Genomic DNA, 22,855 nt, shown 5'->3' on the forward strand with positions numbered 1-22,855 from the left:
TTTGAGTGAAACTTAATTTTTGGGGGAATTGACTATGCACTATCACCGTCCGAATTGGCTCCGTCGCCTGATCCTCGTAGCTACACTGCTAGTGGGACTTGGCGTCATCGTACTGATTACCACCGATCTCTTACAATCCACTGACCGACCAGAAAAAGCCGCGCCGACAACTGTGGTCGCAAAGACTAAACCAGCCACTACGAAAACAGCCGTCAAAAAAGGGTTATCAACTGTGGTCAAAAATCAAGCACTTGATCACTATATGACTAATCTCAATTTTTCAGGAACCGTCGTCGTCGTTCGCGAAGGCCGAGTCATGCTACGCAAAGGTTACGGCTTGCGTAATCGCGAAAAAAAGCTTCCTAATGAAGTCGCCACACCATACTATATTGGGTCGGCGCAAAAAGCCATCATCGCCACTGCCATTCTGCAACTTCAAGATGCTGGCAAATTAAAAGTTGATGCGCCAATCAGTACTTATTTACCAAACTTTCCCAACGGTCACAACATTAAGCTGCGCAATTTCCTGACACATACGTCAGGTATTGTCGGTCACGCGGAAACTGATGATGCCATCACGCCGACTGCCTTGGTCGAAGATATTGAGAAGCGCGGCATCCGTTCACAGCCTGGCCGCTGGCGTTACCTCGATAGTAATTACACCGTGCTAGCTTATTTAGTCGAAAAAATCAGCGGCCAATCCCTCATGTCCTATTTAGAGAAGCATATTTTTAAACCGGCTGGCATTGATTCCTCAGGAAATTATAAAACTTTTGATCAAGTCGCCAACCACTCAACGGGTTATAAAATTAAAAATGGCCAATACACGATTCCGGCACTGCCAGACCTATCCCAGTTGTTTGGCTGTGGCAATCTTTACATGACGGCCGATGATATGTACCGTTTCGACCACGCCTTAATGACCGACAAACTCATTTCAAAAGCCGCTCGTAAAGACATGCTCACCGCTGGTAGCTCTTCCACTTATGGAATGGGATTTTACGTGAATCCGGCGAGCTACAGCAATCATGGTGTCTTGAATGGTTGGAATCTCGTTAACAACTTTAGTCGCAGTGGTGGCACCTATATTGTCGTGATGTCCAACGTCCAGAATGGGGTCAAGTCGTTGGGCAAAGTTGCCAGCGATATCTATGGCATCTTAGATAAACCGACGACGCCAGCCAGCACGAAACCAGCAACGCTTAGTCGGCGGTAGCTGGCTGATGCACATAAGCACGAATCGTTTCCATAAAGATTTCGCCGTACTTTTCTAACTTGCTGGCACCCACACCTTTCACGTCAAGAAAGGCGGCATCATTTTCCGGCAACAATTCACACATGGAATGTAAAGTCTTATCTGAAAAGATGACAAATGGCGGCACATGTTGTTCTTCGGCCAAACCATGTCGTAAGGTTCGCAATTGTTCAAATAACGCATCATCCAACGGCACAGACTTTTCAACAGTCTGTGCCGTTTTGCGCATCACTTGTGACTTGCCTTTCAAGACAGACACCCCTGCTTGCGTCACTGCCAGTGTCGGGTATTGACCACCCATCGTCTGCAAATAACCCGTCGCCGTTAAAAAGTCGATCAACTCAGTCACACTTTTTTGTCGCTGTCCTGCCATGATGCCATAAGTCGGCAGGTCACTCAAATTAAGCTCACGAATACGTTGATTATTGGCACCACAAAGCACCTGCGCCACCACACCTTTGCCAAAACGTGAATGGAGTCGCACAACACATGACAAGACTTTTTGCGTGGCTGTAGTGATATCTTGCGCGGCGCGGTCATCTCGACAGTTGCTACACCGACCACAGGGTTCTGAATCCTCACCAAAATAATTCAGAATAAATTGTTGCAAACAACCTTGTGTATTCGCGTACTGCGTCATTAATTGCAATTTGTGATAAGAACGATGTTTATGTTCATCATCCATTTCAGATTCATCAATAAAGAAGTGTTGAATCTGAATATCTTTGGCACGATAAATCAAAATTGCCTGGCTTGGTAAACCATCGCGACCAGCCCGGCCAGCCTCTTGGTAATAAGCTTCCAATGTTCCCGGCACCTGTGCATGGATGACAAAGCGAACATTACTCTTATCGATTCCCATCCCAAAAGCATTCGTCGCCACCATCACCTGCACCCGATCATACAAGAAATCTTCTTGATTCTTACGGCGTACGTCATCGTCTAGCCCTGCGTGATACATGGTCGCCTGAACGTGGTGTCGTTTCAATAAAGCCACCAACCGTGTGACTTCTTTACGCGTGCTGGCATAAATAATACCCGCTTCAGTTGCATTGGCTGCCAAATAATCCAAGATGTACTTATCAGTATCTTGATCCTTAACCACCGATAAATCCAAGTTATCGCGAGCAAAACCAGTATTAACTTCCTTGTCTGGTGCGATTTTCAGTCGTTGACAAATGTCTTGGGCCACTTGTTCGGTCGCTGTCGCCGTCAAAGCCAGGACTTGCGGATGCGTCGGTAATTGTTCGATAGCGGTACTCAACGCCAAATAACTTGGCCGGAAATCGTGACCCCATTGTGAAATACAATGAGCTTCATCAATTGCTAACAATCTGATTGGTAAATTACCAAGCGCTTGAATAAATTGCGGTGAATCCAATCGTTCTGGCGCAATGTAGAGCAACGTATAGTCCCCTGCCCGAAGTTCTTGTAGCCGCAGATTAATGTCACGATAGTCCATGGAGCTATTGATAAATGTCGCTGCAATGCCGTTGTCATTTAAGGCATCGACCTGATCCTTCATCAAAGAAATCAACGGTGACACGACCACCGTCAAGCCTTCAAATAATAATGCCGGAATTTGATAACAAAGCGACTTACCGCCCCCGGTCGGCATTACTGCCAGCGTATTTTGTCCAGCTAATACTTGTTCAATGACCGCTTTTTGACCCGATCGAAATTCATCGTAACCAAACGTTGTTTTTAACACTTGCTGCGCCGCCGCTAAGTCCATCGCCCAATACTCCTTTGAATAATTCAGTATTTCCATTCTACCGAGAAAGCCTGTGACTTACAACTACGCGTCTCGTTGAAGCAACAACTTTATCGCGTTCATAACTACCAAAAAAATGCTAATTGCGTTCAACTTCTCGCAATTAGCATTTTGTATGTACGACATTAATTTTGTTTTGGCCGCCCACGATGATCAACTAACCCCTCATCACCATTTTGTCGGTACTTGCGGACCCAAGTGTAAACCTGCGGATAAGACACATTAAATTTATCAGCTGCTTCCTGATAGTTATTTGCATGTGCCAAGGTATATTTCACAATTTCGATTCGTTCCTCATATGTTGCTCGCCGTCCCCGTTCCATGGTCGGGCCCCCTTTCATTCGCCAAAGTTTATCATACCAAGAGTTGACTGCTTTTTGTAGTTTTTTATTAGTGATTTTAGCGACCATAACAATTTTTTTGAGATTAGGTCAGTTTTTACTAGCTTTTTAGAACATATGTTCGTATAATGATTTTGAGGTGATCCCGATGGAAATGAAAAATTTAACTGGTCGCTACGACAATCAGACCAAAATTTTAAAATTAGACCCTTTCATGCTATACGTGCGCGTTCAACCAACTGACACTCAGGCACGACCAGTCAACTGCATCATCGTTAAACACGCGCTAACCCTCTACTATCAATTAAAACCAAACGCGCAACTTGCTTTGTATGGCCATTACAACACACGCCATCAATTTGTGATTACTAAATTCATGGTTGGTCAAGCCGTGCAAGTGCTAGCATGCTAGACTATTTTTAATTAAAAATAAATTGGAGGCTTTTTATCATGGTAGAACCATTGGTCATGTTGGTCCGAAACCAAAAAAACGTGGCTACTTTTGTCTACATAGTCAGTTACCCCGCTTTGCAGCTTAACGACGATCAGAGCTTATCGCCAATTGCAAAACCGGCTATAACCGGCACCGTCACTAAAATCACTCTTAATCCAAACAATAACCTTTATTCGATTCACTTTAAGAGTAATCAAAAACTACAGCTTAATCCTAAAAATGTACTTCGGGTCGCAGCTAATCCCGATGACTTACCGGCAGCAGAATTGCTCTCTCACTACGGTTATCGTCTGAAATTACCAGTTGGTTCCGACAAATTTCAAACCAATTTTCAAAAGGTTTTCCCGTCAATTAAACAACTCAAAACCATTCCCAACCATTACATCGTTGTTGATTGCGAGTTTGGAACCTTTTTCAAGCGCCAATTTCACGCCGGTGATTACCACTGGCTACCAACCACGATCAACGGTGCCGATAGTACCGTTTTCCAGTTGGCAGCGCTCAGCTATCAGGCGAATCAACAAACCAGTGTCTATTTTGACCGCTTATTAGACTACCCAGCCTTTTTACCTCAAAAAAAGCTATCAGCACTCGCTGCTAGTGAGCAAACATTAGCTGAATTTGAACAAACAGCCAAGCCCGTTCGAGTGCTCAAGGACTTCATTGACCAAGTCCTAGCACCACAGCTCCCACTAGTCTTTTGGGATCAGAGGCAAGACTTAAAATCCTTACACTGGCTGCTGACCCAACACTTTCAAGACCTATCAGCAATACAACAAACAATCGTCAAGCAACCACTGCAAGTCTTCGATGGTGAACAATATACTAATATTGTAATTAATCGTAGCAATAAAAAGCCACTTAGCACGGCCCACAGTCTACCGTTAAATGGTGTTGCCGGTTTACTGAACATTTTCAACCCCCATCAACACAACGCACTGTGGGGTGCTCAGACCACACATTACGTTGTCAATCAAATGGCCCGTGTTCAAGCTGTGGCGCCGCAAATTCTCGAACGGCCACAACCCGTTGAGCAAGCTGTTCAGAAAGCTGTTCAGAAAGCTGAATTGCGTCAACAACAGACGAAATATCAACTCGTGCATCAACTCCGAGCAACTGGTAAGACTTATCGTGAGATTGCTGTCAGCGCGGGTATAAGTGTCAGTGGCGTCAATTATATTCTTAAAAAGGCTAAACCGATTCCAGCCCAAACACCCCCTGCTATTACTAACCTGGAAAGCGTATAATGAGATTAATAACTTCAAAGGAGTGTCGTTTAAAATGACAAAAAGAATTCAAGGCTCTTGTACCACAATTCTCGTTGGTAAAAAGGCCTCTATTGATGGTTCAACCATCATTTCTCGAAATGATGATGGTCACGAAGCTTTAGATCCAGAACGTTTGGTGGTTGTTAATCCAGCCGACCAGCCCAAGCACTATCAATCTGTCATTAGTAAAGTTAAGGTGGAATTGCCTGATAACCCGTTACGTTATACTTCAATTCCTAACTCAATTTTAACCAATGGGACTTGGCCAGCTGCCGGGATCAACAGTGAAAACATCGCGATGTCTGCCACTGAAACCATTACCACCAACTCACGAATTCAAGGTGTTGATCCGTTGGTCGATAACGGGATTGGTGAAGAAGATCTCGTAACTTTAGTCTTGCCTTACATTCATTCTGCTAAGGAAGGAGTCACCCGTCTAGGCGCACTGTTAAAGGAATACGGGACATATGAACCAAATGGTATCGCCTTTTCTGACAACAATGAAATTTGGTGGTTAGAAACCATTGGTGGCCATCACTGGGCTGCTAAGCGTATTCCCGATGATGCTTACGTCGTCGCTCCTAACCGCATGAATATCGACGACTTTGACTTCAAATCGTCAGATACTATGGCTTCTGACGATTTGGAAGACTTGATTGCAACCAACCACTTGAATCCTGACTTCGATCAAGTGAACTTGCGCCACATTTTTGGTAGTGCGACGATCAAGGATACGGTCTATAACAATCCACGCGCTTGGTTCGGTCAAAAGTACTTCACACCAGACGTTGATCAAGACCCAATGGGGCAAGACTTGCCATTCATCTGCCATGCCAACCGGAAGATTTCTATCGAAGACGTAAAATTTGTCTTGAGTTCTCACTATGAAAACACGAAGTACGACGTTTATGGTAGCGGTTCTGAAGCCGACAAAAAGCTCTTCCGTCCAATCGGGATTAACCGTAACCATGACGTGCATATCTTACAAATTCGGAACAATGTTCCCGCTGAAATTGCTGGGATTCATTGGCTTGCTTTTGGTGCCAACACGTTCAATACTGTTGTGCCATTTTACGCGAACGTAAACGACACCCCTGCTAGTTACAAGGATGCCAACGGCACTTTCAATTTGAACAACATGTACTGGTTGAGCTGTACGACGGCACTCCTTGGTGATACTGACTACGACTTCTATGTTGACATGCGTAACAGCTTTGAACTTGGTGCGATGAGTGCTTACCGTCAAATCGAAAATGCCACTGATGCCGACTTGAACAACCATTCAGACGTCAATGCCTACTTGGAAGCAGCTAATCAAAAATTAGCCGACGAATCCATGAAACGGCAAACGAAATTACTCGGTGACATGGTCATTGCTGGTTCTGAACAAATGAAACTTCGTTATAATCTAAATGATTAATTAGAGCCTTATTCATCAGGGTCTCGTTAAATTTTAATTTTGGGGTTTACTTTTTAAGAATGAGTGCTAATATAAATGTCACAAGATAAAAAACGTAGGAAAGAGGAGTACGTTCGATCAACCTGCCAGTGAGTTGGGACATAGTGGAAACCCAACCAGTCCTTGATTGTTCCGAAAAACACTTTCTTAGTTGCTAACTGAAATAACTTCGTTAAAGTAGGATTAGTCGTTTACCGGTACGTTATCATCGGTGGTGTATGTTTGTACACTGTTTAAAAGCTGGTTTATTTTAGATAAACAACTTGGGTGGTACCGCGAAAAAAGTCTTTCGTCCCTTGATTAATGTCAAGGACGGAAGACTTTTTTCGTTTTATCTTAGCCAAAAACCCAAAGGAGAACTGAACTCATGCATTTAATTATTCCAAAGTCATACGATCCAAAATTGTCCGTCAAAGAAACCCAACAGGCCATCCGTTACATTCGTGAAACCTTCCAAACCGAATTTGGTAAGGAACTTAACCTATCACGCCTGTCTGCTCCCATGTTCGTCACTAAGGCTTCCGGCCTCAACGATAACTTGAACGGTGTCGAAACCCCCGTTTCATTCACCATGCAAGACTTGCCTGACGAAACCATTGAAATTGTGCATTCATTAGCCAAATGGAAGCGCGTTGCCTTAAAGCGTTATAGCTTTGATATGCATACCGGCTTATACACGAACATGAATGCCATTCGTAAAGACGAAGACTTGGACAACCTCCACTCCGCTTACGTTGACCAATGGGACTGGGAAAAGGTCATTGCTAAAGACGAACGTAACATTGAAACCTTACAAGCAACCGTTAAGACCATTTTCAAAGTAATCAAACATATGGAACACGAAGTTTGGTATAAGTTCCCTAAAGCTGTCCATCATTTGCCAGATGAAATCCACTTCATTACCACGCAAGAATTGGAAGACCTCTACCCTGACAAGACGCCTAAAGAACGTGAAAATGCCATTACTAAAAAATATGGTGCCGTCTTTTTAATGCAAATCGGTGGTGAACTTCACAGTGGCAAGCGTCACGATGGCCGCGCACCTGACTACGATGATTGGCAATTAAACGGTGATATCTTATTCTGGTACGAACCATTACAACTTGCACTCGAAGTTTCTAGCATGGGAATTCGGGTCGACGCTGACTCTTTGGCAAAACAATTAAAATTAGCTGATGCTGAAGATCGACTACAATACCCTTATCATCAAGCCATTTTACATGACAAACTCCCCTTCACAATCGGTGGTGGAATTGGTCAATCACGCCTCTGCATGCTCTTACTCGGTAAAGCCCACGTTGGCGAAGTTCAAGCCGCATTATGGCCACAAGCCATGATCGACAAATGTGAAGCTAACGGAATTCACTTACTCTAATATTAATTTTAGCCTCGTCTGAATTTTTTCGGACGGGGCTTTTTTTAGTCGAAGCAATTACAGCTTTCTTATGACTATCATTAAATTTGACATTAATACAAAAGTTTCATATGATGATGTTAATAAGAATAGTGAAATGGTTCACAATTCTTCACCACACCATGAAAGGACGTGATTAGTCATGCATTTTGTTAAACATGACGGCTTATGACCGTTCCAAACACAACCGTAAGTGAGGTGCATTGACATGAAAACTCGAGGGGGAAAAACCACATGGCTTAAACTCAGAAAAACTTGGCTCTTAATCATGGCAACCTTAGCTATCATTGGCAGTATTGCCTTAAATACCCATGACGCAACCGTTGCCGATACGACTGAACAAAGTGTCGTTGTTCCAGATCAACGACCCGATACAGAAGACACAACCAACGATGAAAGCACGACACCAGATCAGCAACCAACCGAGGACGAAACAACACCTCCAGCTGAAAATTCTGATGCAGAAGATACCACTATTGAAGACGAGCAAACTAATCAAGTCTTCGCTACAGAGGCATCTGATGATGAAATTCCTGATGGCGGCACTGTCTATGACGACCATCCCAACGTACAAAACATCTTGGGGATTGCTTCAAAATTCCACATTTTTGCCTTTGAAGCAGAATTAGGCGTCCACACAGCCGGTAATGTCGCCGTCGGAAATATCGCCTGTATAACCGACTTCGGTACGACCAACAAATTAGAACTGATTGATCGTGATATTAATTATATTCAAAGTATCACTAAAATTCATGAAGGTTCCTTCGTCTCTGCTGGTGAAATCCGTAGTAATAAAGTCATCTTCGGCGAAGGCATCGCCATCGATCGTAGCAATCCTCAACGAGTCAAAGTTAACGATGTCGACATTAACCATTTGTTGGCCGACGAAGTTTACCAAGATCGAAATGGTCAGACTTATATCAACTTTAATGATGAATTTGCCAAATTAACTGAAAGAAATATTCTCATCAGTAAAATGACACCACAAAGAACGTACACTAAAACGGATTTTCCAGACATCAATCAACGCGTCATTGATATCACCGACTTTACTCCAGATGAAAATGACCGCATTATTATTAATTTAGCCGCTGATCAGTTAACCATGGCACAAAAGCTGACTATCAAAGGGTTATCAACTACCCCTAATGGTAAAACAGTTATCATCAACGTAGACATTGGCGGCCAGCATAACTTTAACAGTACCAGCCCCATTGAGATCATTTACGAAGATGGGACGACCCGCGGTAACAAAGATGATGATTATGGCGACAACCATCTCCTTTGGAACTTCCACGCCAATCAGCAAACGTATGCTGGAACACTAGCATTTGATGGGATGTTTTCAGGTAGTGTCTTAGCCCCAGCTGCTGTTTTAGTGGCAAAGAAAAACATGGATGGTAACTTAATCGCCAAACGAGTGGAAATTCACGCTGAATCTCATCGCTGGGATTTACAAGATAACAGCGAAGAAGGTTTGGTAGAACCGGAGCCTGAAGAAGAACCAGATCCAGGAATTGAACCGGAACCAGGACCAAATCCAGAGCCAGAACCTGAACCGGGACCAGATCCTGAACCAGATCCTGAACCTGAACCGGAACCAGAACCAGATCCTGAACCAGAACCAGAACCAGATCCAGATCCAGATCCAGATCCAGAGCCAGAACCGGAACCTGAAAAAGAAGATCCTGAACCAGATCCTGAACCGAAAGAAGTTGTCGAAACTGATCAACCAACGGAAGTCGATGATCCAGAAACAAGCACAGAGCTAGAAACTGAATTGGACACGGCATTAGCTTTACCAGAACCAAAACGAACAACGGCAGTCAAGCGTGTTTTACGCAAAATCGACTCAGCAATTGTTCAAGCCAAGAAAGCAAGTGCCCCTGTCCAGGCAACCAAATTAACTACCCTTCGGACGCGTGGCTTAGCAGTTCTGCATACCGGACGCTTACCGCAAACTGATGAACGTCACACAGAAGTCTTAACAACCATCGGCTTAGGCATGCTGGTCATGATTTTAATCACTGGCTCAAAAATGATTAAACGCTACAGGAAACGGAGCTAAGCTTAGAAATGAAATTATTAGCTAAAACAATTGTCGACTAGCTGGGGGAAAACTTCCCCTGCTAGTCGACAATTTTGATGATTTAAATTTCTGAAAATTTTGCAGATAACTGTGTAAAACGCTCGGTTGCCGTTGACAATATTTTCTATTGAAAGGACACCTCTTATAAACCAACAAAGTTCACTAGAACGCTAAAACCTTCCCCAGCTCAAACCATCCATACGATGGGATACTAAATCAATAGGTTTATAGACTGCCGAAAATGGTGCTCCACCGGCCAAAATCATCATTAGCGGCATAGCAAAATAGCGATATCTAGTTTGAATTTCAATTCCTAGATGGACTAATATATATCCGATCAATAAAGTAACAATCAAATTTTCTAAGCCTCGCGGATTTTTTAACAGGGTCCAACTGACTAATACTGTAATCACCAAATACATCGCTTTTTGTATCACGCAAAGCATACCCACAACTAATTTCGGTATGTTTGTATGCTTAGTTCCCCAAGAAATGGTTGTATCAATGTCCGCCCACATGATGGCAAACTTTTTACAAAAAGTCCAACCAATTTTCGAGGATTTGACGCCCGTTGAACCACTAATTGGTGTGCCAGCTTTTGTCGCTGTGAGGGCGTTTTACCGACATTAACGACACTGTAATCAGTTGGATTCCATTTACCATCTGAGTCTGCGTTTAATCCAAGTGCCAATTTCCAATCCGTATTTGTCGTTGTAATTGATTGGGGACTAATTCCAGTAGCTTGTACTAAATAGTTACTGCCAAGATTTGCGATGCCAAAGGCGAATAATAAACTCACTAGCCCTAAGACGACTCCCCGTTTATGTTGCTGTGTTGGCAAATCAATGAAAAGTTCGTACAATGTCACCGCCAACAAAATAATTGACGCCAGTGGTCTAATAAAGTTCCCGGCAAAGATAACTAATCCTATCACAGTCCCATTTTTCCACGTCAATGGGTAGGCGACTAACAACCAAATTGCCAGCATAAAAAATGCAACGGCTAAAATATCATTAGTTAGCACTGAAGTTACTACGACATTCGGGACATATACAGTCATCATTAACATCGCCAAAATTTGAGCCCGCTTACCGTATAATCGATAAGTGATTTGACCAACAAAATAAATCGTGACAACACTGAAAATACAATTTAGTAATTGTAATAACAATAGACTATCACCAAATAACTTAATAATACTGCCTTGATATAAAACAAAGCCTAACATGTACGGTGAAAAATTCACGTATTGATTCTGAGTGGCAAAGTCCGAAACACCATGTGCAAATGCTAAACTTGCTCGATGTAACTGAAAATAATCTTGCGTTGGTGGTGTCTTAGCGACTAAAACCCAGACAACTCGTAACAATAGTGCTAATCCTAATAACCATAATTCCCAGTGCTGATTAAAATACGGCCAAATTACTTTTAACACCCATAATCCCACAACGGTTACAGCAGCGAAGAAAACACTTAAGCCCAATATGCGAATTGGTGTCAAAGAAAACGGCCAATATTGCTGGTTATAGTAAAGAAAATTGCAAAAGTTGATCAGTAAAAATAGACTTGCGCCAAACAGCCACACAAGCCTATTTGAAAAGCGTGACAACATCAAATCACTCCAAGTTAACTCATAATCATTATATTATACACCATTGTAATAATTATATTATTTTATACTAATGGTTAATTCTGATGATTACCTATTTCTTTCTAGGAATCAAGCTAACGGATGTCGCCGATAATGCTGCAAATACCTACGTTGATAACCATTGATGACCAGCAAAATTCCAATCAAACCCCAGGCCCACCAACCAAGTGCCCCCTCATTAAGACGTTCGGCCGTCCAATAATAATAAATACCGGCATTTAAAATAATGTAACCGCCGATCCCGTTAATCAAATTTGCAAGCCTTAAATCGACATGCTGTTGTTGCAACCGAATACTCAGTGGCAATTTTACCCACAGATTATCTAGTTGATGATCAGCCATCAAGCGCCGCCCTAGTTGCCAGATTAACCAAAGTAACACTGCTGTGAACGAGATAAACGACCGAATACTCAAGCTCACTAAACCCAAATATCCTAATGCATTGATTAAACCCCAATCCATTTTGATCACCGCCTTGCAATTTGTGTAATCGTTTTCATGTTTCACGTTAAGTATATGAAAACGACCGGCACGTGACCATTAAAGTGAGTTACAAAAATATTTATATTATGAACAATCGTCAGAATACCTACTATCGAATCCCAACAGACTAAATTTGTTGTTCCAAATTGACATCAAATATACCCAGAAAATCTGGTTTAAACACCCAAAAAGCCTAGTCAATTAACTAGGCTCAAAGACATCGATAATAGGTAACGAGACTATAACGCTGTTCCCAAAATTAGGCTAAATCGCCAACTACTTTCACCCGTACTTTGGTCGTCTTGCCAGGCGCATATGCCAATGGGGTTTCATTAACATCAACCAAGCTTAGTGAAGTTGCCTTTGCTCCAGCAGCGACAGCTTGTTGATTGGCTAGCTTTTCGGCTTCCTTTAAAGCCCGTTCCCGTTGCACCTTTTCATAGGAATAAATTTTTTCAAAATCACCACTAATCTGCGCAATCGACGCGCCAATCGCGTTAGCAACCGGTCCTTGAGGATTACGACTAATTTGCCGAACACCAGCTAACTCGGTTGGCGCAATAATTTCACCGCCTCCAACCAAGACTAAGTCGACTGCATCACGACTGGTCTTCATCTGATCAATCGCATTCTCTAACATGGCTTTGATTTTTGCAGCCGCACGTTTTGCAAACGCCAAGTCAATCTGTGCCACTTTCTCAGGATCACCAACTTTGGCTTGGCCTAGTCGTACTGCAATATCCGTTGTCGTTAAAGTATCACCGCCGAAAACTAACGCCTTTTCTTCAATCTGATAGCCCACACTATCTGGTCCGACCGTAATTTCACCTGTCGAATTCTCACGGACAATGCTCCCGCCACCAAGACCAATCGAAACAATATCTGGCATTCTAAAGTTCGTTCGAATGCCACCAACTTGAACAGCAATTGAAGATTCACGCGGAAAGCCGTTGACCAAGACCCCTAAATCAGCAGTCGTACCGCCAATATCCAATACCATGGCCTGTTTAACTTTAGCAAGATAGGCGGCACCACGGATACTATTCGTGGGACCACTGCCAATCGTCAAAATTGGATAAGCCTTTGCATAATCTATCGACATCAAGGTACCATCATTTTGACACAAATAAGTTTGCGCATTCTTTACGCCCTCTTGAACTAAAGACTGGGTAAAACCGTCAGCGGTTCGACGCATGACTTTATCCAATGCCGCATTTAAAATAGTCGCATTTTCCCGCTCAATCAGCCCAATCGACCCAATTGTCGCCGACAGTGATACTGGAAAATCATCGCCATATTGTTGCTTAATCAATTGCGCAGTCCGCACTTCTTGTTCAGGTTTAATTGAAGAGAAAACACCAATCACCGCAATGGCCTCAACCTGGCCTTGCCACTTGTCTAACACTTTTTTTAATTCATTCTCATCAAAAGCTGAGATTGGTTGACCACTGTATTCGGAACCACCATGAATAATTTCATACTTTCCAGATAAAACTTTTACCATCGAAGTCGGCCAAGCAGTGTATGGCACAATCGCGACGGAAGCTGGATACGCGAGTCGAATAACCCCCACTTTGGCCAAATGCTTTCGTTCGACAATCGCATTGGTACATTGCGTGGTTCCTAACATGGCATGCGTAATCTGTTGAGGGGCAATCTTGGCTTGTTGAATCACCTGATGCATGGCCGCGTAAATACCAGATTCAATGTCAGCGGTTGTATGCACTTTAATACTATTGATCACCTGCAAATGTTCGTCCAAAATCACAGCATCCGTATTCGTGCCACCAACGTCAATTCCTAACCGATATTTCATGCTTGCACCTCCGTATTGATTTTCTCAAGTGGTTGATAGTCAAAATCATAGCCAAAATAACGTGGCCCGACCGTATCGATTCCAGCTGGTGTCCGCCATCTTTGATCTGCCGGTAATCCTAAGACTGCAATTCGTTTACCATACTTGATTGATTCTGAGGTACAAGGCACCAAACTATCCATATCCGCCAAGCAAATCAAATCGGGAACACAAGTCACCATTTTTCCATCCCGATAAGCAACTAGATTTTCATTTTGAAATTCAATCACCATGGATTGTTGTTCAAATGTATTTAAGCCATCGATTGTCATCTTGCCATAATCAAAGCCAGCGCGTGTATCGCGTGAAATATCGATGATTTTACCATCAAACAAGTGATAACCATGAGTCAATGCCTGAATAGCAGCTAACTGTTGATCATGATCAGGATGCGCCTGATGGACAATTTCGCCCAACCGTTCACATTTAGTAATAATGCCATCAACACCATTAGCTTTCATTTGTTGACCCGTTGAGGGATATAAGCACACGGATGCGCTGGCGCCCATTTCAACAACTTGGTCACGAGCCAACAATTCGGACCATTTATCGGTAATTGTCTCAATAATGCTTAAATTACCTTTCTCATCTGTCACCACCATCGGCGTCGCTGCAACGCCACCTAAATGGAACGTTGTCATCTGAAGTTCTGGGAAGGCCCGCCCCATCCCATCACAATCAACGAGTGGTAAACCCGATTGAGCCGCCACGACGATTGGCACCATCGAATTCACGCCACCAGCTTCCATAGGAAAAGTCCCCGCGATTTTAGTCCCGAGATAATTGCCTAAGCGATTAAAGGCCCGGGCAAATTCATCCCCTTTTGGAAACTTTTCTGTTAACACCATGGGTGCCCCCATTGACGCTGCCGGCATATAGACATCTTCGTCATCAATTTCGTCCAAAGATAATAACTTGACTGGACCGTATTTTGCCACGGCCGACAAAGCCATCATTTTGCCAATATAGGGGGCACCACCACCACCGGCCCCTAATAGAGACGCCCCAGTGGCAATCTTTTCAATATTACTTGCATCTAAATACCGCATTTTTCTACCTCACTCATTTTTAAGTTAATTGTCGTTTGTCATTCGATCTCGAGCTGGATTAGTCTCGAAGCGGTGAAAAATTAAATAAGCCACAAACGATAACACGATCCCAGTTAGTGGATTAATCTGTGGATGTACGACTCCAGGGATTAACCCCATCACGACTGGCACGGTCGCCACAATCCCGCCAACTGCCCAAGCCGAAACTCCGGCCCAACGAAACCCAGGAACTGATTCCCATTCACTGGCATGCCCACGATGCGTTAACCAGTACGAAGCCGACATCACACCAGCGACTGGCGGAATCATCGCACCTAGAATATTCATCACCGGCGTAAAGTAATTCATGATACCTAGAATCGCTAAAATAGTGCCAACGACCCCAACTGTAAATGTCGATAATTTATGATATTTAGCAGGAATATTAAACGCATTATTCAACGCAATCCCGCCTGAGAAAGCATTGATGACATTCACTTTCCAAGTTCCTAAGACTAATGCCAAACCACCAATGGCTGGTGATGCGATCTTCAAGAAGACAGCATTTAAATCAGCCGCGTGATAAACGATGGTTAAAACCGCCCCAACGCCAATCATCAACACCCCAGCTGGAACAACACCAAACAAAGCTGCCTTGACAACATCACGACGTTTAGGCGAATACTGCGAATAGTCCCCAGCAATGACCGCACCAATTGCAAATGACCCTAACGTGATTGTTAAACCAGTGCTCAACGGTAAGGTCGTTGCTGGCTGATAAGCTACTAACTGGGACCAGCTCGTCGTGGTTAACGCTTGATATAACCCATAGACACAGACAATGACTAAATATGGCACCGCGACGTATGTTAAAACCCGGATGACTTTGATGCCATAAATGGCCGTTACCACCATAATCAATCCCCAAATCAAGGAAGACAATGCTGTAGGAATCGTGAATCCAAACGCCTTGGCGAGTCCAACAAATGCTGCACCGGCAACATTAGCTTGAATCCCAAACCATCCGAGACAGCCCACCATAATGAGTAGTGAAATAATCCGCTGCGAGCCTTTAGTTCCAAAAACCTGTTCAGCCACTTTCACTGTTGGCCGCCCTAAATCGCTACTCTGCATTCCTTGAAAAATCATAATAAATACGACAAGCGCATAACCAACAAATGCAGTTAATAAAGTCTTCCCTAATGACATTCCTGAAACCAAGGTACCACCTAATAAGAGACTCGGAATCGAGACTAGTGCCCCGGCCCAGACAAAGGCCAAACTGACCCAGCTTTGATTTTGTTGTGATTTTTTCATCGACTCACCCTTTCTGACTGAACGACTGATAACACATTTTTCTGACTGACGGCTATCAGCTCCCTTCGTGACTCCCGCTTAAAACTACTGATCACTGACTTCAAACTCAAAGCCGGCCGCCATTGCCTTTCACCAACCATATGTATGACCACCTTTCAAAAATTAGAATACAGATATCCGTCTCATCGTTTTCTAATTAATTGATTGATGAAAATTTTACGTTGCTTTTCACAAATTGTCATTAGATGAAACAACAAAAAAAATCGCCAAACTTTGTCTATCTGGACAAAGCCTGACGATTGCCGGCTATTTCGTCAGCAAACGATCGATGGCAACTAATTGGTACAACTGTATAGACTCCGGTAAACTACCAACCTTGAAGCCAAAGTAATCATCTAACTTACTTAAACGATATTTAGCTGTATTCCGGTGTACAAATAACTGCTGGGCGGTTACTTCCACGTTTCCTTTGGCATCAAGCAGAAACACACGCAATGTTTTCAGCAAATCGGTAGACAAGTCATGCAACGATTGCAATTTCTTGGTTAGTTTAGCCGGCGACTGTTTGATTAGTCGTTGGCAGTCGGCCGCAAAAGTTAATTCATTATCCGTAAAAGCCGTATTCAGCGGAAAAATTTGACGACTAATTTTCAACTGATGCTGATTTGCAGCGTAAGCACCGCTTAGCTCGGCCAAGTTCGATAATGAAGTGAAACGAGTACTAACAACTTTCAGCCGAGTCGTGTCAGTGTTCAAAGCTGCTTGCCAAGCTTCCCATTCATGATAACTCGGCAAATCGGCTAGCGGCAACAACACTAGTTCACCTTGATACCACTCACAGATGACTCGACCGACATAATTAGTCGCAGTTTTTCGCATTTGCTGCTGATACTCAGTCGGATTAGTCACTGGGGCTAACGGATGAATAATTAGTAAATTCCGTAATTGGGCCGGTTCCAACTGCAAAGCCGTCAATAACTGAGTGAGTTTTTGCGGTTGATTTTGCATGATTGCTGCGACTAGTTCCGCAGACTGATTGTTGGCCAAGTCATGATTGTCCCAGAGATTCAATGCAATCCGCAACGTTTCAAAAGCTTGTTGTTGCATTGTTTTACTAAGCTGACCACGTTCTCGATAAAGCGTCACCTGACGCGTAGGCGACAACGCTAACTGATAACTATTTCCGTCAACGGTTTGGGTGAACACCGCTGACCAATCCAGTGTATTCGTCGGTGGCCATTGCTGTGAACTTAATAGTTGCTGATTCTGATCCGTTAAGGCAACTGATACCTTGAGTCGATTGCTGAGTAACCGGCTCACCATATCAAAATTTTGACGATAACTTGGCATAGTCGACACTTGTTCAATCAGTTCCGTTGCAAAATTGGGATGGACTAATTGATCGTTATAAACCGAATACAAGATTTCAGAAATAACACTACTATATGTAAGATTAGGTTCATTTTTAGGCATACAAATAATCAAAAAACTCAGCCGATCCGCCAGTTCTAACACTTCTGGCTGAATTTCTGGGACAATCAGGCCAACATAAAACCACACGACCCCAATTTCTCCTGCCGCCGCCAAGGTTTCAATATTCTGGCATTGGGCTTCAACATCATCACGAATACTCGCAAAGGCCGTCAAAATAATTTCATCGGTGTTGAACTTGATATGTTGATAAATCTCCGTCTGAATCAACGACGGTTGTGAATATTCTAGGACACTAACTGACCCAACCGTTTTGGTTAAAGCACTGCGACCAGCCAGCACTTGAGCACCTTTCAAAGACGGTAACTTCAAGACTTCTGCCACTGTCAAACTCATCAAACCACCTCCAGTTAATGACAATATTAACATATGATGGCATTAATATTAAAGAATACTCATTTTGACCATAAAAAAAGTGATACATTGCTGCATCACTTTTATCAAACCAGTTTACTAACCGCGACTAATCTCAAATAATTGCTTTAATGGCACCAACTGCTCATCAAACCGCTTCTCGCCATCAAAAATTAGTGTTGGCAGACTCGTAATACCATTCGCACAAATTTGGTCGTCAACTGCCGTTTTGACGGCACTTGCCGCTGGATAAGGAGTTACGCCATACATTTTTTCAAGGTAGGCTGGCACCTCCTCATTGGGCAACTCGCGTAAAACTTGCTGTTGCGTGAAAACAGCTTCGATATACGTCAATGCCGCTTGGGGATGCTGATAATCAATATAACCATTGGCGGTATTACCATTTCGCAAAGGTTCCTTAATCTTATTCCAGAACTTCAAATGCAACTGGAGCTGTCCCTCATCAACCGCTTTAAATAAATCGGCAACATTCGGTAGCCACCATTCTTGCGTATCCACACAACCCAAATTGAGAATCATGGTTAACGTATGTGGCGCATCTGCTTGACCAAGATTAATCGTGTTTTCATCTGAATAATCAAAATTTACTGTGCTCATATTATTTCAGCCTCTCTTTTCACAACAATACTAGTACGATCATAAAATCACTAGACTATTTTAGTAAAAAAGTTGCCTCAAAATCTGAGACAACTTCATAATCATTAACTTATTTAACTGCTTTCGCCACGGCATCATTAACCGCAGTTTGTTCAGCCTCAATCAAGCTAACACGGCTCGCAATCACTTTGGTATCCATCGTGATTTCACGTGTCAACCCAGGTGTATTCAGTTTAGGCTCAAAGAATGCTTTGAACTCAGCTAAGCGCTTAGCTGTCCGGAAAACGCCGGCAGTTACGGTAATATAAGTGGTAAATTCCATATCCCCACCAACCGTCTTTTCCAACCAAGCCCAATCGTTGCGAATCCAGTCCCAAGCAGCTTGTTCACCAGCATCGTTACTCAAGACGCCACGATACCAAGCCCGTAAATCTTGTGGCTTAACCGTATCAGCATCTTCAAAGGCTTCAATTAAACGGGCAATTAATTTTGCATCCGTCGTGCTAGTCAACGCAACACAGATATCTGCCTTGTAACTGGCGTCAGAGGTTTGCCGATAAGCACTCAACAGCTTGTCAAACAAGGCGTCATTACCAAAATGCTTGACTTCATTACGTAAGATTAAAATTCGCACATCCGCCGATAAGGCATCCAAATGTCCAGCTTGGCCTTCAAACAATTCATGAGCAGCCAAAATGGTCCCAGCATTTTCAGCATACAACGCCGCGTTCAAAATAACCGGCCGTGAGAGTTGATCATCAATGGACTCACCATCATTGGCCGTCCAACCTAAGCGTTTAACTTCCGCCTGGCTCAATTGATCATATAATGCCTTCAATTGTTGTTCCGCCTCAGAAGCAGGATCAACAAAGCGTTTCAAGTCACCAGCCACGCGGTAAAGTGCAACGTTCACGACGGTTGATTGACTATTGGCAAACCGTGCTAATAATGGCACAACAGCCGCATACGAAATTTGCCGACCTTCAGCTAAAAGCCGCAAGTCTTGCAACATCTGAAGCTGTGAAATGGCATCCAAGTTTTCGGCATCGCTCAAAATATCGTCTAATAAGGTTTGATCGTATTTGACGATAAAGTGTGAGTTATTCCCCACATTTAGCCGGAATGGTTCACCAGCAGCTTGACGTAGTTCGGCGTAGTCACCTAGCGTGATCCGTTCTGCATCAAAAATTTGTGGTGCCGCATCATAATTACTATTGAGTGGAATTGACCAACGCCGATTAGCGTCATGGCCGTCGCCAATGAAGAATTGTTGTTGCGCAATTGTCAATTGACCGTCAACCACTGCTGCAGAAACAACTGGATAACCTGGTTGTTCCAGCCATGAATTCATGATTGCTGCTAAGTCAATACCGGAAGCATCGCCCAAGGCCTTCCAGAGGTCAGCCCCAGTGGCATTACCATATTGATGGGCTTCAAAATACTGTCTCAAGCCTTGACGTAGCGCATCGTCACCAATCAGAGCGCGAACCATAACGAGCATCCGTGCACCTTTGGCATAGACAATGGCGCTGTCAAATAAGGAATCAATTTCAGCAGGATCTTCAACTTGCACATGAACTGATTGCACGCCATCCGTGGCATCCCGTTGCAAAGCAGCTGGTGCTTCAGAAGTCTGGAAGGTTTCCCAAATATGCCAATCTGGTTCAATCGCGTCAACCGCTACATATTCCATCATGTTGGCAAAACTTTCATTTAACCAGAGATCATCCCACCACTTCATTGTCACTAGGTCGCCAAACCATTGATGCGCTAATTCATGCGCAATCACGGTTGCTACCCGTTGTTTCATGTCTAAAGCAGTGTTGTCAGGATCGAGTAAGAGGTAAGCTTCTCGATAAGTGACCAAGCCCCAGTTTTCCATCGCACCGGCAGAGAAATCTGGCAAAGCCAGCTGCCATGAATGTGGTAATGGATATGGCTTTTGATAAAAGTCTTCATAAAATTCAATCGAACGTTTAGCAATATCTAAAGCGAAATCAAGTTCATTGGCTTGATGAGCCTTCGTCCCGAAGACCCCAACTTTAACGTCGCTCTTCGTTGTGGTGAGCTTGCTTTGTAATTCACCAAAGGCAAAGGCAATTAAGTATGTGGACATCTTAACGGTCGACTCAAAATAATGCACGCCAGCTTCAACTTTGACTTCTGGCATGTTACTGATCGTCGTTTCGCCAGCGTGTTCGTCATATTTGATTGCTAAATCGAAGGTTGCTTTAGCCGCCGGTTCATCAATACATGGGAAAGCTTGGCGAGCCGCAGTCGTTTCAAACTGTGTCCCGATAATTTGCTTCTTCTCACCATTAATTTCGTAATATGATGGATAAATTCCCATCATCGTATCCGTTAACGGCGCGGTATAATCAATGACTAATGTCACGTCACCAGTTTGTACTAAATCGATATCAATAGCTTCTTGTGCTGGATTATCCTTAAAGGATACCGTTTTCCCGTCAGCTTTGACCGCTGATACGGCCAACCCTTTTTGATTAATACTAATGGTTTTAACTTTAGCATCACCAGTAATCGTTGTTTGACCAGTGATTAATTTTTGGGCACGGTTAATATCAAGATAGATATTGTAGTGCTTTGGTTGGAATTTATGAAAAAGACGCGTTGATTCACTCATGAGTTTCCCCCTAAATTATTAGATTAGCTTCATTATACGACACTTTAAGCCATGGCGGGAATGGTTTGACTAACGAAGCATGATTATAAAAAAATAACTCGAATTTTTAATCGTCCGAGTCATCGTTAAAATTAATCATCTTGTTCGCGTGTCTTAGTTTCATCACCGTATGTGAAACCTTTGAGTTGGGTTGCCACTGATCTGCTTCGATAGCCATTGCCGTCAAACCAGGCACGTGCACCACTACCCATCATTAGCACTGGAATCTGCTGACCATCAAAATACTTATAGCGAAGATATTCGTAATCACCTGCACCAGCAGTTTGATTAATTCCTCTAATATTCAACATCTTAGGTGTAATCGAATCTGCGTAACTTAACTTCAAATCTTTAATATTGAGAGGTTTCATCGTTTCAACATCATCATCAAGCATCCAGTACCAAGTCCCGTTATACCCATTTGGAATCCGTTGAGGTGACGCATTAACAGCTGGTTCAACATCCGCATTCAAACTCGCATCCGTCTTGATCGCTGGCTTGACACCCGTCACAATTTTAGCAAAACCCGCTTGGAGTTCTGCATTTTGCGTATCCTGAATATAGAAAGTATCACCATTGGTTGTTTGTGACATGAAGACAACTGGTCGTTGGTTGTGTAGACAGAATAAGTAAGACGTTGGGAAACTTTCGCCACCATCTTTACCACCAGTTGCAGCGGCAACAATCTGGAATTCTTTACCATTTTCACCGTTCGTTGACCACGACAAGTCGACAGGTTGATTGCCCCAGCTCACGCGGTTATTCATTTCGCCACTAGTAATGGCTTTAGGGAAAATGTACCCAAGATGATTGGGCTGTTTGCCATCATAAGTGCCTTGATAGGTTTGCCCCATTTTTGCTTGCCATGATTTCATAAACGCTGATAATTGTTTTTCTTTGCTAGCGTTCCATAATGTTGTGGCAGCCTTACTCGACTTAGATGACGACTGTGGCGTGACCTGATTCGAGCTTTTTGATTGCGTAGTGTTAGTAGATTTATTGACTTTTTTCGCCGTTCTACTTGATTCACTGGTTTTACTACTGGTTGACTGCTTAGTCAGCTTCCCCGAACATCCAGTTAATAAAAGTACCCCGACTAGCGCTGCTGTCCATAATTTTTTCATTTGTTGCGAATACTCTCCCACTTAGAGTATTCTCCCCCCTACTTAATTTAATTGACTTGTATTAAGTTTAACCTTTGTCACAATAATTGCAATCGTTATCAGTTGCATCACACAACTGTTTTTTTACAAAAAAATCATCATGTTGATCTCATAACTGCACGACCAACATAACGATTCTTATTTTCAGCTCAAATACT

The 22,855-nt window shown here is 43.2% G+C and carries 18 protein-coding genes and 1 other annotated feature; of the genes, 6 read left to right on the forward strand and 12 right to left on the reverse strand.

Annotated elements, in window-relative coordinates; translation table 11 throughout:
* Positions 1–34 precede the first annotated feature (34 nt).
* Positions 35–1,216: a serine hydrolase domain-containing protein gene (locus FFM64_RS00835; protein ID WP_137606103.1), complete on the forward strand. Its 1,182-nt coding sequence runs from the start codon at positions 35–37 to the stop codon at positions 1,214–1,216.
* Here FFM64_RS00835 and recQ read toward each other — a convergent pair.
* Positions 1,203–2,990 (reverse strand): DNA helicase RecQ, encoded by a 1,788-nt coding sequence (gene recQ / locus FFM64_RS00840; RefSeq protein WP_137606372.1) that lies wholly within the window; start codon positions 2,988–2,990, stop codon positions 1,203–1,205. The two genes, FFM64_RS00835 and recQ, sit on opposite strands and share 14 nt — an antisense overlap.
* Before the next feature lie 164 nt (positions 2,991–3,154).
* Positions 3,155–3,352, reverse strand: coding sequence for a helix-turn-helix domain-containing protein (locus FFM64_RS00845; protein WP_171000245.1), 198 nt, complete (start codon positions 3,350–3,352; stop codon positions 3,155–3,157).
* A 166-nt stretch (positions 3,353–3,518) separates the two neighbouring features.
* Between FFM64_RS00845 and FFM64_RS00850 the strand changes: the two genes are divergently transcribed.
* The 5 genes from FFM64_RS00850 (at position 3,519) to FFM64_RS00870 (ending at position 10,033) form a co-directional block, all read left to right on the forward strand.
* Positions 3,519–3,782, forward strand: a complete 264-nt coding sequence (locus tag FFM64_RS00850; protein WP_137606105.1) for a hypothetical protein — start codon at positions 3,519–3,521, stop codon at positions 3,780–3,782.
* Between the two features lie 38 nt (positions 3,783–3,820).
* On the forward strand, positions 3,821–5,071 hold the full coding sequence (locus tag FFM64_RS00855; protein ID WP_137606106.1) for a sigma-70 RNA polymerase sigma factor region 4 domain-containing protein: 1,251 nt from the start codon (positions 3,821–3,823) through the stop codon (positions 5,069–5,071).
* A 34-nt stretch (positions 5,072–5,105) separates the two neighbouring features.
* A complete protein-coding gene (locus tag FFM64_RS00860) occupies positions 5,106–6,512 on the forward strand; it encodes a C69 family dipeptidase (RefSeq protein ID WP_137606107.1) in 1,407 nt (468 codons plus the stop codon).
* Positions 6,513–6,598: 86 nt separating this feature from the next.
* Positions 6,599–6,851, forward strand: a binding site (T-box leader).
* Positions 6,852–6,918: 67 nt separating this feature from the next.
* The gene (gene asnA / locus FFM64_RS00865) at positions 6,919–7,926 is read left to right on the forward strand and encodes an aspartate--ammonia ligase (protein WP_137606108.1); all 1,008 of its coding nucleotides are present in this window, start codon (positions 6,919–6,921) and stop codon (positions 7,924–7,926) included.
* 247 nt (positions 7,927–8,173) lie between these two features.
* Positions 8,174–10,033 (forward strand): collagen-binding domain-containing protein, encoded by a 1,860-nt coding sequence (locus tag FFM64_RS00870; protein ID WP_137606109.1) that lies wholly within the window; start codon positions 8,174–8,176, stop codon positions 10,031–10,033.
* A gap of 191 nt (positions 10,034–10,224) precedes the next feature.
* On the opposite strand, the gene FFM64_RS00875 is transcribed toward FFM64_RS00870, so the two are convergent.
* From FFM64_RS00875 to FFM64_RS00920, 10 genes are all read right to left on the reverse strand, one after another.
* Complete coding sequence (locus FFM64_RS00875; protein ID WP_171000246.1) at positions 10,225–10,491, reverse strand: hypothetical protein; 267 nt, start codon at positions 10,489–10,491, stop codon at positions 10,225–10,227.
* Between the two features lie 17 nt (positions 10,492–10,508).
* Positions 10,509–11,489, reverse strand: a complete 981-nt coding sequence (locus FFM64_RS00880; RefSeq protein WP_171000247.1) for a glycosyltransferase family 39 protein — start codon at positions 11,487–11,489, stop codon at positions 10,509–10,511.
* A gap of 285 nt (positions 11,490–11,774) precedes the next feature.
* Positions 11,775–12,167, reverse strand: coding sequence for a hypothetical protein (locus tag FFM64_RS00885; RefSeq protein WP_137606112.1), 393 nt, complete (start codon positions 12,165–12,167; stop codon positions 11,775–11,777).
* 280 nt (positions 12,168–12,447) lie between these two features.
* Positions 12,448–14,004 carry a hydantoinase/oxoprolinase family protein gene (locus tag FFM64_RS00890; protein ID WP_137606113.1) on the reverse strand — a complete coding sequence of 519 codons (1,557 nt, stop codon included), beginning with the start codon at positions 14,002–14,004 and terminating at the stop codon, positions 12,448–12,450.
* Positions 14,001–15,092 carry a DUF917 domain-containing protein gene (locus tag FFM64_RS00895; protein ID WP_137606114.1) on the reverse strand — a complete coding sequence of 364 codons (1,092 nt, stop codon included), beginning with the start codon at positions 15,090–15,092 and terminating at the stop codon, positions 14,001–14,003. The genes FFM64_RS00890 and FFM64_RS00895 overlap by 4 nt, the downstream gene beginning before the upstream one ends.
* Before the next feature lie 24 nt (positions 15,093–15,116).
* The gene (locus FFM64_RS00900; RefSeq protein WP_137606115.1) at positions 15,117–16,388 is read right to left on the reverse strand and encodes a cytosine permease; all 1,272 of its coding nucleotides are present in this window, start codon (positions 16,386–16,388) and stop codon (positions 15,117–15,119) included.
* A gap of 306 nt (positions 16,389–16,694) precedes the next feature.
* Positions 16,695–18,215: a PucR family transcriptional regulator gene (locus FFM64_RS00905; protein WP_171000248.1), complete on the reverse strand. Its 1,521-nt coding sequence runs from the start codon at positions 18,213–18,215 to the stop codon at positions 16,695–16,697.
* A 117-nt stretch (positions 18,216–18,332) separates the two neighbouring features.
* The gene (locus FFM64_RS00910) at positions 18,333–18,851 is read right to left on the reverse strand and encodes a thioredoxin domain-containing protein (protein ID WP_137606117.1); all 519 of its coding nucleotides are present in this window, start codon (positions 18,849–18,851) and stop codon (positions 18,333–18,335) included.
* Between the two features lie 109 nt (positions 18,852–18,960).
* Positions 18,961–21,495: a M1 family metallopeptidase gene (locus FFM64_RS00915; protein WP_137606118.1), complete on the reverse strand. Its 2,535-nt coding sequence runs from the start codon at positions 21,493–21,495 to the stop codon at positions 18,961–18,963.
* A 131-nt stretch (positions 21,496–21,626) separates the two neighbouring features.
* On the reverse strand, positions 21,627–22,658 hold the full coding sequence (locus FFM64_RS00920) for a DUF4767 domain-containing protein (protein ID WP_137606119.1): 1,032 nt from the start codon (positions 22,656–22,658) through the stop codon (positions 21,627–21,629).
* Between the last annotated feature and the right edge of the window lie 197 nt (positions 22,659–22,855).

The organism is Lactiplantibacillus daoliensis (genome assembly GCF_005405005.1).
Taxonomy (GTDB): Bacteria; Bacillota; Bacilli; order Lactobacillales; family Lactobacillaceae; genus Lactiplantibacillus; species Lactiplantibacillus daoliensis.

Coding starts and splice junctions, on each gene's coding strand:
- asnA (WP_137606108.1), top strand. CDS start 6,919: ATGCATTTAATTATTCCAAAGTCATACGATCCAAAATTGTCCGTCAAA.
- FFM64_RS00890 (WP_137606113.1), bottom strand. CDS start 14,004: ATGAAATATCGGTTAGGAATTGACGTTGGTGGCACGAATACGGATGCT.
- FFM64_RS00900 (WP_137606115.1), bottom strand. CDS start 16,388: ATGAAAAAATCACAACAAAATCAAAGCTGGGTCAGTTTGGCCTTTGTC.
- FFM64_RS00845 (WP_171000245.1), bottom strand. CDS start 3,352: ATGGAACGGGGACGGCGAGCAACATATGAGGAACGAATCGAAATTGTG.
- FFM64_RS00915 (WP_137606118.1), bottom strand. CDS start 21,495: ATGAGTGAATCAACGCGTCTTTTTCATAAATTCCAACCAAAGCACTAC.
- FFM64_RS00860 (WP_137606107.1), top strand. CDS start 5,106: ATGACAAAAAGAATTCAAGGCTCTTGTACCACAATTCTCGTTGGTAAA.
- FFM64_RS00870 (WP_137606109.1), top strand. CDS start 8,174: ATGAAAACTCGAGGGGGAAAAACCACATGGCTTAAACTCAGAAAAACT.
- FFM64_RS00855 (WP_137606106.1), top strand. CDS start 3,821: ATGGTAGAACCATTGGTCATGTTGGTCCGAAACCAAAAAAACGTGGCT.
- FFM64_RS00885 (WP_137606112.1), bottom strand. CDS start 12,167: ATGGATTGGGGTTTAATCAATGCATTAGGATATTTGGGTTTAGTGAGC.
- recQ (WP_137606372.1), bottom strand. CDS start 2,990: ATGGACTTAGCGGCGGCGCAGCAAGTGTTAAAAACAACGTTTGGTTAC.
- FFM64_RS00835 (WP_137606103.1), top strand. CDS start 35: ATGCACTATCACCGTCCGAATTGGCTCCGTCGCCTGATCCTCGTAGCT.
- FFM64_RS00905 (WP_171000248.1), bottom strand. CDS start 18,215: ATGAGTTTGACAGTGGCAGAAGTCTTGAAGTTACCGTCTTTGAAAGGT.
- FFM64_RS00850 (WP_137606105.1), top strand. CDS start 3,519: ATGGAAATGAAAAATTTAACTGGTCGCTACGACAATCAGACCAAAATT.
- FFM64_RS00910 (WP_137606117.1), bottom strand. CDS start 18,851: ATGAGCACAGTAAATTTTGATTATTCAGATGAAAACACGATTAATCTT.
- FFM64_RS00920 (WP_137606119.1), bottom strand. CDS start 22,658: ATGAAAAAATTATGGACAGCAGCGCTAGTCGGGGTACTTTTATTAACT.
- FFM64_RS00895 (WP_137606114.1), bottom strand. CDS start 15,092: ATGCGGTATTTAGATGCAAGTAATATTGAAAAGATTGCCACTGGGGCG.